The following is a 14,218-nucleotide window of genomic DNA, read 5'->3' on the forward strand; positions in this document are numbered from 1 at the left end:
GCGAGCCGGGGTCACCGCTAGCAGAGGAGATTCCATGAGCACGCATATTTCCCGCTTGGACGATGCACTGACAAGGTCACGTAGCGAGGATGGATCGACGCGAGTGAATGCGATCCCAGACCTTGGCCTGATGATCAGCGAGCCGGAGGCTAGAGCTAGGCTTGTTGAAATGCTGGACGACGACATCGTCACGATGGAGGTCGATGCAGCAGAAGCGCTCGTCCGCCACGGAGGAGATGCGGGGCTTGCGGCTGTGCTCGACGTTCTCGGACGGAGACGTGATGACCCAGATGCGGACTATATTGCATACCGATTGTGCGAATTGGATGCCAGTGGCGAACAGCCGATTATGGATATCGCAGAATCCATACGAGGACATCTTTCCGAGAATGCCGTGGCGGGTCTCGACGACTTGATAGTCCTGCGATTTCCTAACAGGGAAAAGTAGGCCGTGAGATCGGGTTATCCGATTAATAGCCTGGTCGCATGAAGGAGATCCGCGCGGGTGGCCCGTAAGTGGTCGGGGAAGATCGGGCTGGACGACGAGTTCGAGGCTGCCGTCGCCACGATCGATCAGTATGCGAGCTTCGAGGAAGACAGCGCCCCGTGGCGAAGCTGATCCTCGATACCGGGGTGCTGGTCGCCAGTGATCGCGGCACGGTCGACCTGACCGGCATCATCAGTGACAACGACAATGTCGCTGTGACGATCGTAGTGATCGCGGAATACCTCACCAGGTCGCCGGTCAGACCGACCCCGCGAGACAGGCGAACTCGCGAGCGTTCCTCGCCGAGTTCCGTGCCATCGTGCCGAGCATCCTGTACGACGACGCGATCGCTGACTGGTCGGCTGACTCTCAGAACAATGGATCGTGGCGGATCGATTGGGCTTGGGTGCCTGCTGCCATGAGGCGGAACTTGGTGGTTTGGACCATGGAGGGGGAGCCGACTATTTGGACGTCGCGGTCGGACCAGGGGCCGTAGCTGGCGACCACCTTGCCGATCTGGCCGGTCATGCGGGGTTCGAGGCCGGGTAGGTCGGGGTGGGGGTTGTCGGAATCGACGTACCACCATGGGTTTTCGTCGCTCTCGGTGACGGGGGTGACGGTGAGCCATTTGTTGGCGACGGCGAGCTGGCTCAGGACCTGGAGGTCGTAGAGGTCGCACGGGTGGTGACCGCCGACGAACAGGTGGACCTTCGGGTTGACGCGGCGCTGGGCCATCGCCATGATCTGGGCGCGCAGGGGGGCGATGCCGGTGCCGCAGCCGACCATCAGCATCTTGCGTTTGGTGTTGCGGGGAACGCCGAGACCGCCGAGAGGCGAACCCAGCCGCCACTTGTCGCCGACGGCGGTGTGCGCGACCATCGCCGGACTCACCCACCCGCCGAGCACACTGCGGATGTGGAACTCGATCTCGCCGTTGGCATTCGACGGATTCGCGGGCGAGAGGTAGCGCCACATGCGGGGGCGTGAGGGGACCTCGACGCTGAGGTACTGGCCCGCGGCGTACTGCATCGGCTGGTCGAGTTGGACGCGGATGATCGACAGGTTGCGCAGCACCTCGCGGCATTCGACGACGGTGCCCGACCACGCCGCGGGCGTGACCTCCTTGTCGGCGGCGGCGATCATCGCGCCGCTGATGGTGGCCAGGCCCTCGTCCCAGGCGTTGGCGACCTCGTCGGTCCACATCTCGGTGCCCGCGAACTCGCGGATCGCGGTCTTGAGCGAGTTGGCCACGGCCACATAGTGAGCCGGTTGCACGCCGTACTTGCGGTGGTCGCGCCCGAGCTGGGCCAGGAACGGCAGGAGCTTGTCGGGCTCCTCGAGCCGGTCGAGGGTGTAGGAGATCGCTTTGACGAGTCGATCACGCTGGGAGTCCATGGCGGCTGGGAAGTAGTCGCGGACACCGGGATAGTCGGTGAAGAGGATCGAATAGAACGACCTCGACAGCTTCTCGGTTCCACCGTCTTCCGCAGCAACCGCCTTGAACGTAGTACGGATCAAAGCGACAGTCCGCGAATCCATATGTGTCACAACCTCGTTTCGCCATCGAACGCTAGCCGCGCCGGCGAGTGACGGGCTGGGAAAACACTCGTCAGCAGCCGATGCGAGAAGTCTAGGCGAGGTTTGCCAGCTTCGGAATCGTACTCTTAAACATCACGCGTGTAATTCTCGAAAAACAAGGTGCGACTCATGATTGCCTCACCAAAACATACCTACAGATCGTTAATTGACGGTGAACAGTGCCTCACGTACCTCGAAAGTTCCTGGCATAACACCCATTTCGGTGCTATCGCAGCTGGTAGAGCGACTCCTCCGCTACGGCGCACCGCCGCCACAATCCGACGCGCCGTGCCGTGACACGCGGGGCAGCAATCTCGGAGTGGCTGACCGACAGCGCCGAATTACGCGCCGTCCAGGGCGAATTCAGCGTCCACCCAGCAAACTTTTCGAGCTCGTCAGCGATATTTCGCCACCTCAACGCCCTGCGCGGCAACATCGAGCCGGCAACATCGCGAATAAGTGAGTTGCTGGAGAGTCACCAGCGAGTCGCCCGAGATTGCCCGGAACGACAACGGCCCCCGGCTCCCACCCACCGAAATGGTCGAGAACCGGAGGCCCGCTGGTGTCAACGACGGTTACGCGGCTGCCACACCACCAGCGCGGTACTGCGCTGCGGCGGCGACAGATCCGGCCGATAGCCGGCCCGCAACCGCTCCAACTCCGCGCTCATCTCCTCGACGCGCTGCTGCAACGCCTCCACCTGATTGGTGAGTTCGATGATGCGCTTGATCCCGGCGAGATTGACGCCCTCGTCCTGCGACAGCCGCTGCACCTCGCGCAGCACCTCGACATCGCGAGCCGAGTAACGCCGACCGCCACCCGAAGTCCGTTGCGGGGTGACCAGACCCAGCCGGTCATAGGTACGCAACGTCTGCGCGTGCATACCGGCCAGCTGGGCCGCCACCGAGATCATGAAATACTCGGCACGCGCGGCCGCACCCGAAACGGACTTCGGATCATCGGACACTACGCACCGGCCCAGCCGGCCCGCGGCTCGAAACCGCTGGCCTTCTCCGCCTCCTGATACCGCTTGAGCGCATCGGTGGCATCGGAATCGAGCGACTGCGGCACCGCGACCTTCACCGTGACCAACAGATCACCGGCACCACCGGCGGCACCACGCTTGGGCACCCCGCGACCACGCACCCGCAGGATGCGACCGTCGGCGGTCCCCGCGGGCACCTTCACCCCGACCCGACCGTCCAGCGTCGGCACCGACACGGTGGTCCCGAGCACCAGTTCGCTGTAGCTCACCGGCAGCACCAGGGTGAGGTCGTCGCCCTGACGGCCGAACACCTTGTCCTGACTGACATGCACGGTCACATACAGATCGCCCGACGGCGCGCCACGAAGGCCCGCCTCGCCCTGACCGGCCAGCCGGATCTTCTGACCGTCACTGACACCGGGCGGAATCCGCACGGTGATGGTGCGGGTGCGGTTCTGGATACCGGTCCCCGAGCAATCCGAACACGGATCGTCGATGATCGAACCCGTACCGCGGCAGTCGTCGCAAGGCTCACTGAACCCGAACGCGCCCTGATTACGGCTGACCACGCCCGCACCGTTGCAGTGCGGACACACGCGCGGACTGGTGCCCGGCTTGGCACCGCTGCCGTGGCAGGTCGTACACGGCGACGGGCTGGTCATCCGCAGCGGAACAGTGACGCCCTGGGCGGCCTCCCGGAAACCCAGCGTCGTCTCGGTCTCCACATCGGCGCCGCGCCGCGGCCGGGTCGCCGCCCGGCCGCCGCCACCCCGGTTGAACAGCCCACCCAGCAGATCGCCGAGCCCGCCGTCCCCGGCAGCGCCCGCGCCACCGGCCTGACCGAAGATGTCACCGATATTGAAGTCCTGCGAGAAACCACCACCGGCACCGGCACCGGGGGTGAACCCGCCACCGCCGCCGTAGCCGCGCCCACGCCCGCCGCCACCGGCGAACATGCGACGCGTCTCGTCGTACTCCTTGCGCTTGGCCGGGTCCGACAGCACGGCGTTGGCCTCACTGACGGCCTTGAACCGCTCCTCGGCCTTGGTGTCACCCGGGTTGGAATCCGGATGCAGGTCACGCGCCAGCTTGCGGTAGGCCTTCTTGATCTCGTCCTGCGAGGCGCCGGAGGAGACACCCAGCTCCTTGTAGAAGTCCTTTTCGATCCACTCCCGTTGGCTCACCGGGCATCTCCTCCTTTCCTACTGCTCGTTCGCGTCGGCATCTGCGTCCGATGCCCCCGCGGTCTCGGCGTCGGTCACCCCGACCAGCGCGTGCCGAAGCACGCGGTCGCCGAACCGATAACCCTTGCGCATGACCAGCCCGATCACCGGATCGGCGCCCGAACCCTCATGCTGCACGGCCTCGTGCAACGTGGGGTCGAACGGGTCACCGACGGCGCCGAACTCGACCAGACCCTGCTTGGTGAGCGCGGTCTCGAGCTTGTCGGCGACCGACTTCAGCGGACCGGTCTCCAGGTCGCCGTGCGCCCGCGCCCGGTCCAGATCATCGAGGACCGCGAGCAATTCGGTGACCACCGACGCCTTGGCGGCATCGATATTGGCCTGCCGGTCGCGCTCGACGCGGCGGCGGTAGTTCGCGTATTCCGCGGTCAACCGCTGCAGGTCGGCGGTGCGCTCGGCCAGCTCATCGCTTTCCGGCGCGACATCGACGGGGGCGGAGTCCGCCGCAGCGGCCTCCGTGTCCTCGACGATGTCGGCGATCAACTCCTGCTCGGAGGAGTTCGCCTCGGTCACTTCTTGTCCGTGTCGACCGGCTCGTCCACGACCTCGGCGTCGACGACCTGATCGTCATCGGCCTGGCTCGGACCCGCGCCGTTGCCCGACTGCGCGTCGGCGGCGGCGGTGGCCTCGTAGATCGCCTGGCCGAGAGCCTGCGACTCGGTGGCCAGCTTCTCCACGGCCGACTTCACCGCGGAGATATCGGTGCCGTCCAGCGCGGCCTTCGCCTCGGCGACCGCGGACTCCACCTTCGCCAGCTGATCGGCCGACACCTGCGCGCCGCCCTCGCTCAGCTTCTGCTCGTTGATGAACTTCTCGGTCTGGTGCACCAGCGACTCGGCCTGGTTGCGGGTCTCGGCCTCCTCACGGCGCGCCTTGTCGTCGGCGGCGTGCGCCTCGGCGTCGGCGACCATGCGGTCGATCTCCTCCTTGGACAGACCGGAGCCGTCCTGGATCTTGATCTTGTTCTCCTTGCCGGTGCCCTTGTCCTTCGCGGTGACGTGCACGATGCCGTTCGCGTCGATGTCGAAGGTGACCTCGATCTGCGGCACGCCGCGCGGGGCCGGGGGCAGGCCGGTGAGCTCGAAGGAGCCCAGCAGCTTGTTGTGCGAGGCGATCTCGCGCTCACCCTGGAACACCTGGATCTGCACCGACGGCTGGTTGTCGTCGGCGGTGGTGAAGGTTTCCGAGCGCTTGGTCGGGATGGTGGTGTTGCGCTCGATGAGCTTGGTCATCACGCCACCCTTGGTCTCGATACCGAGGCTCAGCGGGGTGACGTCGAGGAGCAGCACGTCCTTGACCTCGCCCTTGAGGACACCGGCCTGCAGCGCGGCGCCGACGGCGACGACCTCGTCCGGGTTCACGCCCTTGTTGGGCTCACGGCCGCCGGTCAGTTCCTTGACCAGGTCCGAGACAGCGGGCATACGGGTGGAACCACCGACGAGCACGACGTGGTCGATATCGGCCACGTTCAGGCCCGAATCCTTGATCACGGACTGGAACGGCGCGCGGGTGCGATCCAGCAGATCGGAGGTGATCTTCTGGAACTCCGAGCGGGTCAGCTGTTCGTCGAGGAACAGCGGGTTCTTGTCCGCGTCGACGGTGATGTAGGGCAGGTTGATCGAGGTGCTCTGGCTCGAGGACAGCTCGATCTTCGCCTTCTCGGCGGCCTCGCGCAGACGCTGCATGGCCATCTTGTCCTTGGTCAGGTCGATGCCCGAGGACGCCTTGAACTTGTCGACCAGCCAGGTGACGATGCGCTCGTCCCAGTCGTCGCCACCGAGGTGGTTGTCGCCGGAAGTGGCGCGGACCTCGACGACGCCCTCGCCGATTTCCAGCAGCGAGACGTCGAAGGTGCCGCCACCGAGGTCGAAGACCAGGATGGTCTGCTCTTTGTCGCCCTTGTCCAGGCCGTACGCCAGCGCGGCCGCGGTGGGCTCGTTGACGATGCGCAGCACGTTCAGACCGGCGATCTGGCCGGCTTCCTTGGTGGCCTGACGCTGCGCGTCTTCGAAGTAGGCCGGGACGGTGATCACGGCGTCGGTGATCTCCTCGCCCAGGTAGGCCTCGGCGTCGCGCTTGAGCTTCATCAGCGTGCGCGCGGAGATCTCCTGCGGGGTGTACTTCTTGTCGTCGATCTCGACGTTCCAGTCGGTGCCGATGTGGCGCTTGACCGAGCGGATGGTGCGGTCGACGTTGGTGACCGCCTGGTTCTTCGCGGGCTGACCGACGAGAACCTCGCCGTTCTTCGCGAAAGCGACGACCGAGGGGGTGGTGCGCGAGCCTTCGGAGTTCGCGACAACGACCGGCTCGCCGCCTTCGAGTACGGCGACGACGGAGTTCGTGGTCCCGAGGTCGATTCCGACCGCACGAGCCATAGTGGTTTCCTCCTGTTTGACGTTCGAGTTACAGCAACGCTGAGCGTGGTGGGCTCAATCTTGCCCTCGAGATCCACCGCGAGTCAACCCGAAGTTGAGTCAGGGTCGCTCAATGTTGTTGATCGGCACAACCAGCAGCTACGGACATACATTCCCCCGCCATTCTTGCCACGGGCGCGCTCAACGTCAGCCCCTGATGCGTGATCGTGACGGTCCGGAGATCTCGACTGGTTTGACCTGCGTCGATGCCGGAGGGAGCTGTGACACAGGGTCGCGGCTGTGTTAGGGAGATCACACCGGGGCGGCGACGAGGCCAGACTGATGACGCAGGGCGGCCAGGGTCGAGAGTTGGTGCTCCACGACAGCGGAACGCTGATCCCGGTGGGCGGCATGGGTGCTCGCGGCGTGCTGCGCGGCGGTCAGGGACTCGTCGATCGAACGCAGCGCGCGCTCGGCGACACCGGCGTAATGGTCGCGCAGAGCGCGGTGGATGTGGTGCATGCGGTCCTTGGCGTCCTTGCCCGCCTGGAAGGCGATGTCGTCGAGGAAGCGACGCACAGCCGCCTTCGCCTCGCCACGGCGGCGGGTCAGGCGGGCCTGCTTGTCATCGCGATAGGCCTTGCCGCCGACCAGGATTCCGGCGCCGATCGACAACGGATTCAGCATGGCCAAACCCGCGAACGTCGTCGCCAGACCGACCATCAGGACACCGCCGTAGGAACCGCGCATACCGACCAGGACCTTGGAGATCGCGCTGATATCGGGCTCTAGCTCGGCCAGAGTGCCCGCGTACTCGACGGATTCGAGGGTGAGATCGGGCAGATCAGTGGCACCGAGTTCGCGGAAATGCTCGGCCACCCGTTCAGCGAGAGCCTCGGCGCCGGTGTGCGCCCACAGGAAATTGTCGCCGAGGGCGGTGTCGACGGTGCCGGTGAGCCATTCGGCGATGGCCTGCCAATGGCGGCCCGGATCGTGGTCGTCGATCCATTCCTCGCCGGTGCGGCTGATGGAGCGCAGGCGTTCGCGCAGGTCGTGGTCGACATCGCCCGCGAGATCGGTGATGCCGTCGGCGAGAGTCTGCTGCCAGGCCGCCGTGCGGCGATGCAGTTGCTGGGCGGCCGATTTCGCGGACTCGAGTTCGGCGATGGTGGCGGCGGCATGGCGCGGGTCGCGCAGGGCCTTCAGTTCGCTGCCCAGGGCGAGGGTGAGATGTTCTGTCGCCGACGCAATTTCGCGCGAGACCGATTCGCGCGCCGCCGCGATGCCGCGGGCGACGACCTCGCGCAGGAACTGATAGACCTCGCCGTAGCCGGATTCGGCGCCGAGTTGCGGGTCCTGGAGACGCAGGGCATGGGCTCTGAGCAGGGCCGAGACCGGCAGCAGCGGCAGGTCGAGGTGGGCCGCGCGCAGGTGATCGCGGTCGGCGTCGAAGACCTGACGCCAGTGAGGGTAGAGGTCGGTCTTGGACAGCAATACCGCTGTGGGGGTGCCGTATTCGGTCAGTTGGCGCAGGAAGTCGAGCTCCGGGGCGGTGAGCTCGGTCGAAGCGTCGGTGACCATCACGACCGCGTCCGCGGTGGGCAGCATTTCCAGGATGGCGCGGGCGCCCGCCGTCGCACGGGCGCCGATGCCGGGAGTATCGACGATGACGATGCCGTCGGCCAGCAGGTCGTTGGGGACATGCAGGTCGATGCGGGAGACGGACCTGGGCGGAGAATGGGACTCGCGCGCCTCGAACGGGAACTCCGCGCGCGACTCCCCCGCCTCCGGTGTGACCGTGACAGTTTCGGCTCGCGGCTGCTCGGCAAAGGACAACTGCCACGGGATCGTCGTGGTGGCCTCGTCGCCGACCGGGCACAGGTGCGCGTTCAACAGGGCATTGACGAAACGGCTCTTGCCCTGGGAAGGATGGCCCGCCACGATGACACGCCTGCGCGGATCACGCAGGCGGGCAGCGGCGGTGTGCAGACGGGCGACGAGATCGTCGCGGCCGGTGGAGCGGGCGGCCGCGACGGTGTCGTCCAGGAGCGACAGCAGAGGGTCCATCGGGGGACCGACTAGTGGAAGAGTTCGTCGGGGGTTTCGAAGGGTTGATCGGGGGCGAGGGAACCTACGAGCAGGCCGGAGTCGCCGGTGAGAGAGGACTCGTGCAGGGCGGGGCCGAAGGCGCTGTCGACGTCCACGGCGGACCAGGTGTCGGCGTGGACGTTTGCCGAAGGGGTTGTGGGGGCGTCGAAGTGGGGGGTGGGTTCGACGGTGGTGGCGGTGTGGATGCCGGTGGTGGCTGTGGTGGTGGATTCGACTGTGGTGCTGGTGGTTGCGCCGAGGTCGGTGGCGGTGTGGACGGCGGTTCCGGCTGTTGTGCCGAGGGTGGCGGTGGTGGCGGTGAGGTCGGCGGCCGATTGGACGCCTGCGCCTGCTGAGGCGGCGATGTCGGTGGCGGTGTGGACGGTTGTTCCCGCTGAGGTGCCCAGGTCAGAGGCCGTGTTCACAGCGGTTCCCGCTGATGCACCCAGGTTGGTGGCGGTGTTGACAGCGGTTCCTGCTGAGACGCCCAGGTCGGCGGCGGTGTGGACAGCAGTTCCTGCTGAGACGCCCAGGTCGGCGGCGGTGTTCACAGCGGTTCCCGCTGAGGCACCCAGGTTGGTGGCGGTGTGGAGGCCCGCGCCCACTGATGTGCCCAGGTCGGTGGCCGTGTGGACGGCTGTTCCCGCTGAGGCGCCCAGGTTGGCAGCAGTGTGGACGGCTGTTCCCGCTGAGGCGCCCAGGTTGGCAGCAGTGTTGACAGCGGTTCCCGCTGAGGCGCCCAAGTCGGCGGCAGAGTGGACGCCTGCGCCCACTGATGTGCCCAGGTCAGTGACGGTGTGGACGGCCGTTCCCGCAGTCGCGCCGAGGGTGGTTCCTACCGTCGTGCCGAGGGTGGTCCCTACCGTCGTGCCGAGGTCGGTGGCGGTGTGGACGGCGGTGCCGGCTGAGGTACCGAGGCTGGTGGACAGGCCGGTGGGGGCGGCGAGAGAGGTGGTGAGGGCGGTCGTGGTGGCCAGGACGGTGTCGACGGTGGTGGTCGCGCCCAGGGCGGTGCTCGCGTCGACGGCGCCGACGAAGGAGGGGGCCAGGTTCACGTCGGTGGCGAAGGCGGAGTTCAGGGAGGTTTCCAGGCCGGTGACGGTGGCTGCTTGGAAGGCCGCGCCGAGGGTCGCGCCCGCGCCCGCGGTCAGGCCCGCGGCGATCTGGGCGCCGAGATCGGCGTTCGCGGTGGCGATTCCGGTGAGGTCGGCGTCCGCGTCGGCGAGCGCGCTCAGGCCGATCTGGGCGGTCGATGCGGCCAGACCGGTGAGCGAGGACGTCGCGGCGGCAAACATGTCGGTGCCCCCGTTCATACTGATGTCCGACGCACCGCTGAGGTACGTGGTCAGGCCGGTCGAGCTGGTCATCGCGGTGCCGAGATCGGTGGCGATATCGGCCGTGAGACCGGTGCCGAGATCGACATCGGACGCGGCGACAGCCGTGGCGGTGCCCGCGAAGGTCGTGGCAGCGCCCGCGGCGGTCGCGGCGGTGCCCGCGGCGACGATCGCGTGCACGGGGTTGTTGGGGTCCGGGCGAAGGGTGGCGGCGATCGTGGGGGCCGCGGCGCTGATTTCAGCGGGGGTAGCCGAGAGATGGGCATCGCAGAGGGCCTGGACGGGGTTGGCGCAATAGTTTGCTGCGGCTTGGGGATCGCGCAGCAGATTGAGGATGAAGTCGAGAATCGTGGTCGGGTTCATGGGGCTCGGCTCCTTCGGATCACGGGTGCGGACCGGATCCGTGCTCGGCTGTCGGTGGGTGCTTTTCACGCGTGGACTAGCGAGTCTTCGGAAGGATATTCCGCATCCGGGACCTTTTCGTTACGCGTGTATCCGAGTAAGCTCGAGCGGGAATCGAAAAGGTAACGGGGACACTCAGCTCGGTAACTGAGTGAGTGCTCCCTCGGCACTGCGAACCGCGGTCAGACACGCGGTGGCGGTGGCCTTGTCGATCAGGGGATGACGCGAGCGGGTGAGCCACTTGTGGGCCGCGGCGATCGCGTGAGTGCGCAGGGTTTCGGGGTCGGTGTCCGAGGGGAGGCCGAGGCGCACATGGGGAGCCACGCCGGCACCGCCGACCAGGCGGAACAGTTCGGCGAGATCATCGGGCGGCAGGGGAAGCTCGTCGGTACGGAGCCGACCGAGCAGGCGTAGTTCGGCGAAGCCGTGCACATCGGCGAGCAGGGTGCGGATCCGTGGGAGGAGTTGATCGGCCGCGGTACCGGGGTGGGCGGAGATGACCCGGTCGAGCGTGGTGAGGGCCGAGTGCGCCTTGAGTTGGTCGGCGCGCTGGCCGAATTGGACATCGAGGACGGTGCGCAGGTCGTCGATGCCGCTGCGGGCCGTCAGTTCGGCGGCCAGCGCGGTGGCGTCGCGAACGCCGGTGCGGACGAGTTCGGTGGCCATGCGCACGCCGAACATGCCGAACCGGTCGAGGAGTTGGGCGCGGGTCAGGGGTGAGACCGGCAGATCGATGTCGGGGCGGGAGAACCGGTCGGCCGAGAGCATGGCCAGTTCCAGGGTTTCGGGTGGGAGGGCGGCCAACGCGGCGAACGCCGCGAATTCGGGTTGGGTCAGGGTCGCCGCGGCGAAAGCCAGCAGGCCGGCCACCGGGATGACGGCCTGACACAGGCCGGTTCGTTCGAGTTCGGTGGCGAATCGGGACGCGACATCACGGGCGGAATCGAGGGCATCGATACGGCCCGCGCTGATCTCGTCGGCGCGGGACACGACCCCGACCACGCCCAGATGTCCGGATTGGCCACCGGAACCCAGTTCTTCGAGAAAGTGCACGTCGGTGGCGTCGAGGCGCCGCAACAGATACACCACGGCGTCCGCGCCGGGGATGGTCAACGCGTCGGCGTCGATGTCGGCGGGGGTCAGCAAGCGCATGGTGCGCTCGGAAACATCACGCGAGAGAGACGAGGTACCGGGGGTGTCGATGATGGTGGTACGCGAGAGTTCGGCGGTGGGCCAACGGACTTCGAGGTGGTCGACCAGGTGGTCGCCCCTGGGGTTCCAGCGCAGGCTGTTCATCTCGAAGGTGAGTCCGTGCGAGCCGGCGCCGCGCCGCACCACCACATTGGCCGAGGCGCCGTTGGCCGCGTACGCGGTGACCATCGGGGTCGCGCCGGTGCGGTACCAGGTCACCACGCGGGTGCACTCGGTCGCGTCGGTGGGAGCGATGGCCTGCCCGACCAGGGCGTTGAGCAGCGTCGACTTGCCCGCCTTGATGGAACCGGCCAGCGCCACCCGCAGGGGCTGGCGCAAACGGTCGGCGCAATCGGCCAGCAGGCTTCGGGCCAGCGGGTCGTGCCCGAGCGCGCGACCCGCCGACGCCACCAGCCGGCCCGCCTCGGACAGGCTCTCGGCCACCGACGCGGTCGGGCGAACCACACTGCCGTTCGCACCGGTGACAGGCGTGGGGTCGCCCTGGGCTCCCCCGCTTCCCGAGACAGGGGTGTCCGCGTGATGCCTCATCTTCGCGCGGCCTTCTCGGTACGAGAGGCCGTCCACGCGGCCGACTTCATCTATTCACTTAAACACACCCTCCGACTGATTCGGCGCGCGGTGCGCGGCTCACTTGGCCTTCTCGTCGACCGAGACCGGACGGACACCCGCCGAGGGCGGCATGTACGAACGCTGCCGACTCGCCGGACCCTCCAGCTCGAGCATCCCGTCGGCGTAGCGACGCAGTTCGGCCACCCGCACCAGCTGGTGCTCGAGCTCGCCGCGCCGGTCGGAACGATCCGTCACCGCACTGTTGGCGGCTTCCTGCGCGGCCCGCAACGACGCGTCGATCGAGCGCACCGTGCGGTCGGCGACACCGGTGTAGTGATCGCGCAGCGCCCGGTGGATGCGGTGCATCCGGTCCTTGGTCTCCTTACCCGCCTGGAACGCCACGTCGTCGACGAAACGGCGCACCGCGGCCTTGGCCTCGATCCGCTTGCGAGCCAGCCGCTGCTGCTTGTCGTCCTTGTAGGCCTTACCGCCCACCAGCACACCGGCGCCGATCGAGAGCGGGTTCAGCAGGGCGAGGCCGGCCAGCGTGGAGGCGAGACCCACCATCAGCACGCCACCGTAGGAACCGCGAAGACCGACCAACACCTTGCTGGTCACACTGATATCGGGCTCCAGACCGACCAGGGTGCCCGCCGCGGCGCCCTTGCCTTCCGAATCCATCGCGTTGTCGACATCGGGCAGGTCCACGGCGCTGGCCTGGCCGAAGTGCTCGGCCACCTGTTCGGCCAGGGTCTCGGCTCTGGTGTGGGTCCACAGGAGGTTGTCGCCCAGGGCGGTGTCCACGGTGCCGGTGAGCCATTCGGCGATGGCCTGCCAGTGCCTGCTCGGATCGTGCTCGTCGATCCAGTCCTCCGCCGTGTGCGCGACCGCGCGCAAGCGTTCACGCAGGTCGTGGTCGATATCGCTCATCAGGTCGGTGATGCCGTCCGACAGCGTCTGCTGCCAGTAACCGGAATTGCGGCGCAGATCCTCGGCGGCGGTGCGGGCCGAGGTGAGCTCCCTGATCGCCGCGTCGGAACGTTGCGGATCGCTCAGCGCCACCAACTCGCTGCCCAGCACCAGGGCGAGGTGCTCGGCCGCCGAATGCAGTTCCCGCGCCACCGCCGCCTGCGCCGAGACCTGATCGCGGGCCACGACCTGTTCCTTCAGGAAACCGAACAGCGCGCCGAACCCCGACTCGCGACCCAGCTGCGGATTGTTCGAGCGCAGGGCGTGCGCCCGCAGCAGCGACGACACCGGGATCATCGGCACCTCGAGCCCGGCCCGCGCGATATGCGCGCGATCGGCCTCGGCGACCTGACGCCAATGCGGGTACATGTCGATCTTGGTGATCAACACCGCCACCGTCGGGCACAGCTCACGCACCTGACGCAGGAACGACAGCTCCGGTTCGGTCAACTCGGTCGAAGCGTCGGAGAGCATGAGCACCGCGTCCGCGGCGGGCACCATGCCCAGCACCGCCGCCGAATAGGCACTGGCATGCCCGCCGACACCGGGGGTGTCCAACAAGACGATGCCCTCGCTGAGCAACTGATTCGGCACCGCGGCCTCGATGCGGGCGATCTGCCTGCCCTGCGCGTACGGGCTGCGGGCGTCGATCGTGCCGATCTCGTCGAAGGGCACCTCCACCCGGATCTCGTTCGCGCCGGCCGCGGTGAGCACCAACTCCGCCCGCGGAACCGGACCGTACTCGAGTTGCAGCGGGATGGTCGTGGTCAGGTCGTCGCCGACCCGACAGACATCCAAGCCGAGCAGAGCATTGACGAAACGGCTCTTGCCCTGCTCGAGCTGACCGGTCACCACGATGCGCCTGCGCGGATCGTTGACTCGCTGCGCGACCGCCTCCAACCGCGCGACCAGATCGTCGCGGTCGGCGGCGCGCGCCGCCTCGATCGTGTCACCGAGCACCGTCAGCAGCGGGGTGCCCGCTACCGACGGTGTCGTCTTCACTGGTGTTGTCATCG

At 67.3% G+C, this 14,218-nt stretch carries 10 protein-coding genes; 1 reads left to right on the forward strand and 9 read right to left on the reverse strand.

What is annotated here, in order from left to right:
• The first annotated feature begins 34 nt into the window (after positions 1-34).
• Positions 35-448: a hypothetical protein gene (locus tag ACFP3H_RS09705; RefSeq protein ID WP_378602767.1), complete on the forward strand. Its 414-nt coding sequence runs from the start codon at positions 35-37 to the stop codon at positions 446-448.
• Between the two features lie 408 nt (positions 449-856).
• Here the strand turns inward: ACFP3H_RS09705 and ACFP3H_RS09710 are convergent, their stop codons facing one another.
• The 9 genes from ACFP3H_RS09710 to ACFP3H_RS09750 all read right to left on the reverse strand — a co-directional run bounded on the left by ACFP3H_RS09710 (position 857) and on the right by ACFP3H_RS09750 (position 14,216).
• Positions 857-2,026 carry a globin domain-containing protein gene (locus ACFP3H_RS09710; protein ID WP_378602770.1) on the reverse strand — a complete coding sequence of 390 codons (1,170 nt, stop codon included), beginning with the start codon at positions 2,024-2,026 and terminating at the stop codon, positions 857-859.
• Positions 2,027-2,630: 604 nt separating this feature from the next.
• Positions 2,631-2,978 carry a heat shock protein transcriptional repressor HspR gene (locus ACFP3H_RS09715; protein ID WP_378603198.1) on the reverse strand — a complete coding sequence of 116 codons (348 nt, stop codon included), beginning with the start codon at positions 2,976-2,978 and terminating at the stop codon, positions 2,631-2,633.
• Between the two features lie 53 nt (positions 2,979-3,031).
• Positions 3,032-4,234 (reverse strand): molecular chaperone DnaJ, encoded by a 1,203-nt coding sequence (gene dnaJ, locus ACFP3H_RS09720; protein WP_378602773.1) that lies wholly within the window; start codon positions 4,232-4,234, stop codon positions 3,032-3,034.
• Between the two features lie 18 nt (positions 4,235-4,252).
• On the reverse strand, positions 4,253-4,807 hold the full coding sequence (gene grpE / locus ACFP3H_RS09725) for a nucleotide exchange factor GrpE (protein ID WP_378602776.1): 555 nt from the start codon (positions 4,805-4,807) through the stop codon (positions 4,253-4,255).
• Positions 4,804-6,669, reverse strand: coding sequence for a molecular chaperone DnaK (dnaK, locus tag ACFP3H_RS09730; protein WP_378602779.1), 1,866 nt, complete (start codon positions 6,667-6,669; stop codon positions 4,804-4,806). The genes grpE and dnaK overlap by 4 nt, the downstream gene beginning before the upstream one ends.
• 291 nt (positions 6,670-6,960) lie before the next feature.
• The gene (locus ACFP3H_RS09735; RefSeq protein WP_378602782.1) at positions 6,961-8,715 is read right to left on the reverse strand and encodes a dynamin family protein; all 1,755 of its coding nucleotides are present in this window, start codon (positions 8,713-8,715) and stop codon (positions 6,961-6,963) included.
• Between the two features lie 11 nt (positions 8,716-8,726).
• Positions 8,727-10,433, reverse strand: coding sequence for an IniB N-terminal domain-containing protein (locus ACFP3H_RS09740; RefSeq protein ID WP_378602785.1), 1,707 nt, complete (start codon positions 10,431-10,433; stop codon positions 8,727-8,729).
• Positions 10,434-10,607: 174 nt separating this feature from the next.
• Positions 10,608-12,128, reverse strand: coding sequence for a dynamin family protein (locus tag ACFP3H_RS09745; RefSeq protein WP_378602788.1), 1,521 nt, complete (start codon positions 12,126-12,128; stop codon positions 10,608-10,610).
• A 183-nt stretch (positions 12,129-12,311) separates the two neighbouring features.
• Entirely contained in the window at positions 12,312-14,216 is a 1,905-nt protein-coding gene (locus ACFP3H_RS09750; RefSeq protein WP_378602791.1) for a dynamin family protein, read from the reverse strand.
• Between the last annotated feature and the right edge of the window lie 2 nt (positions 14,217-14,218).

This window comes from Nocardia lasii (assembly GCF_042658545.1).
GTDB classification, from domain to species: Bacteria; Actinomycetota; Actinomycetes; order Mycobacteriales; family Mycobacteriaceae; genus Nocardia; species Nocardia lasii.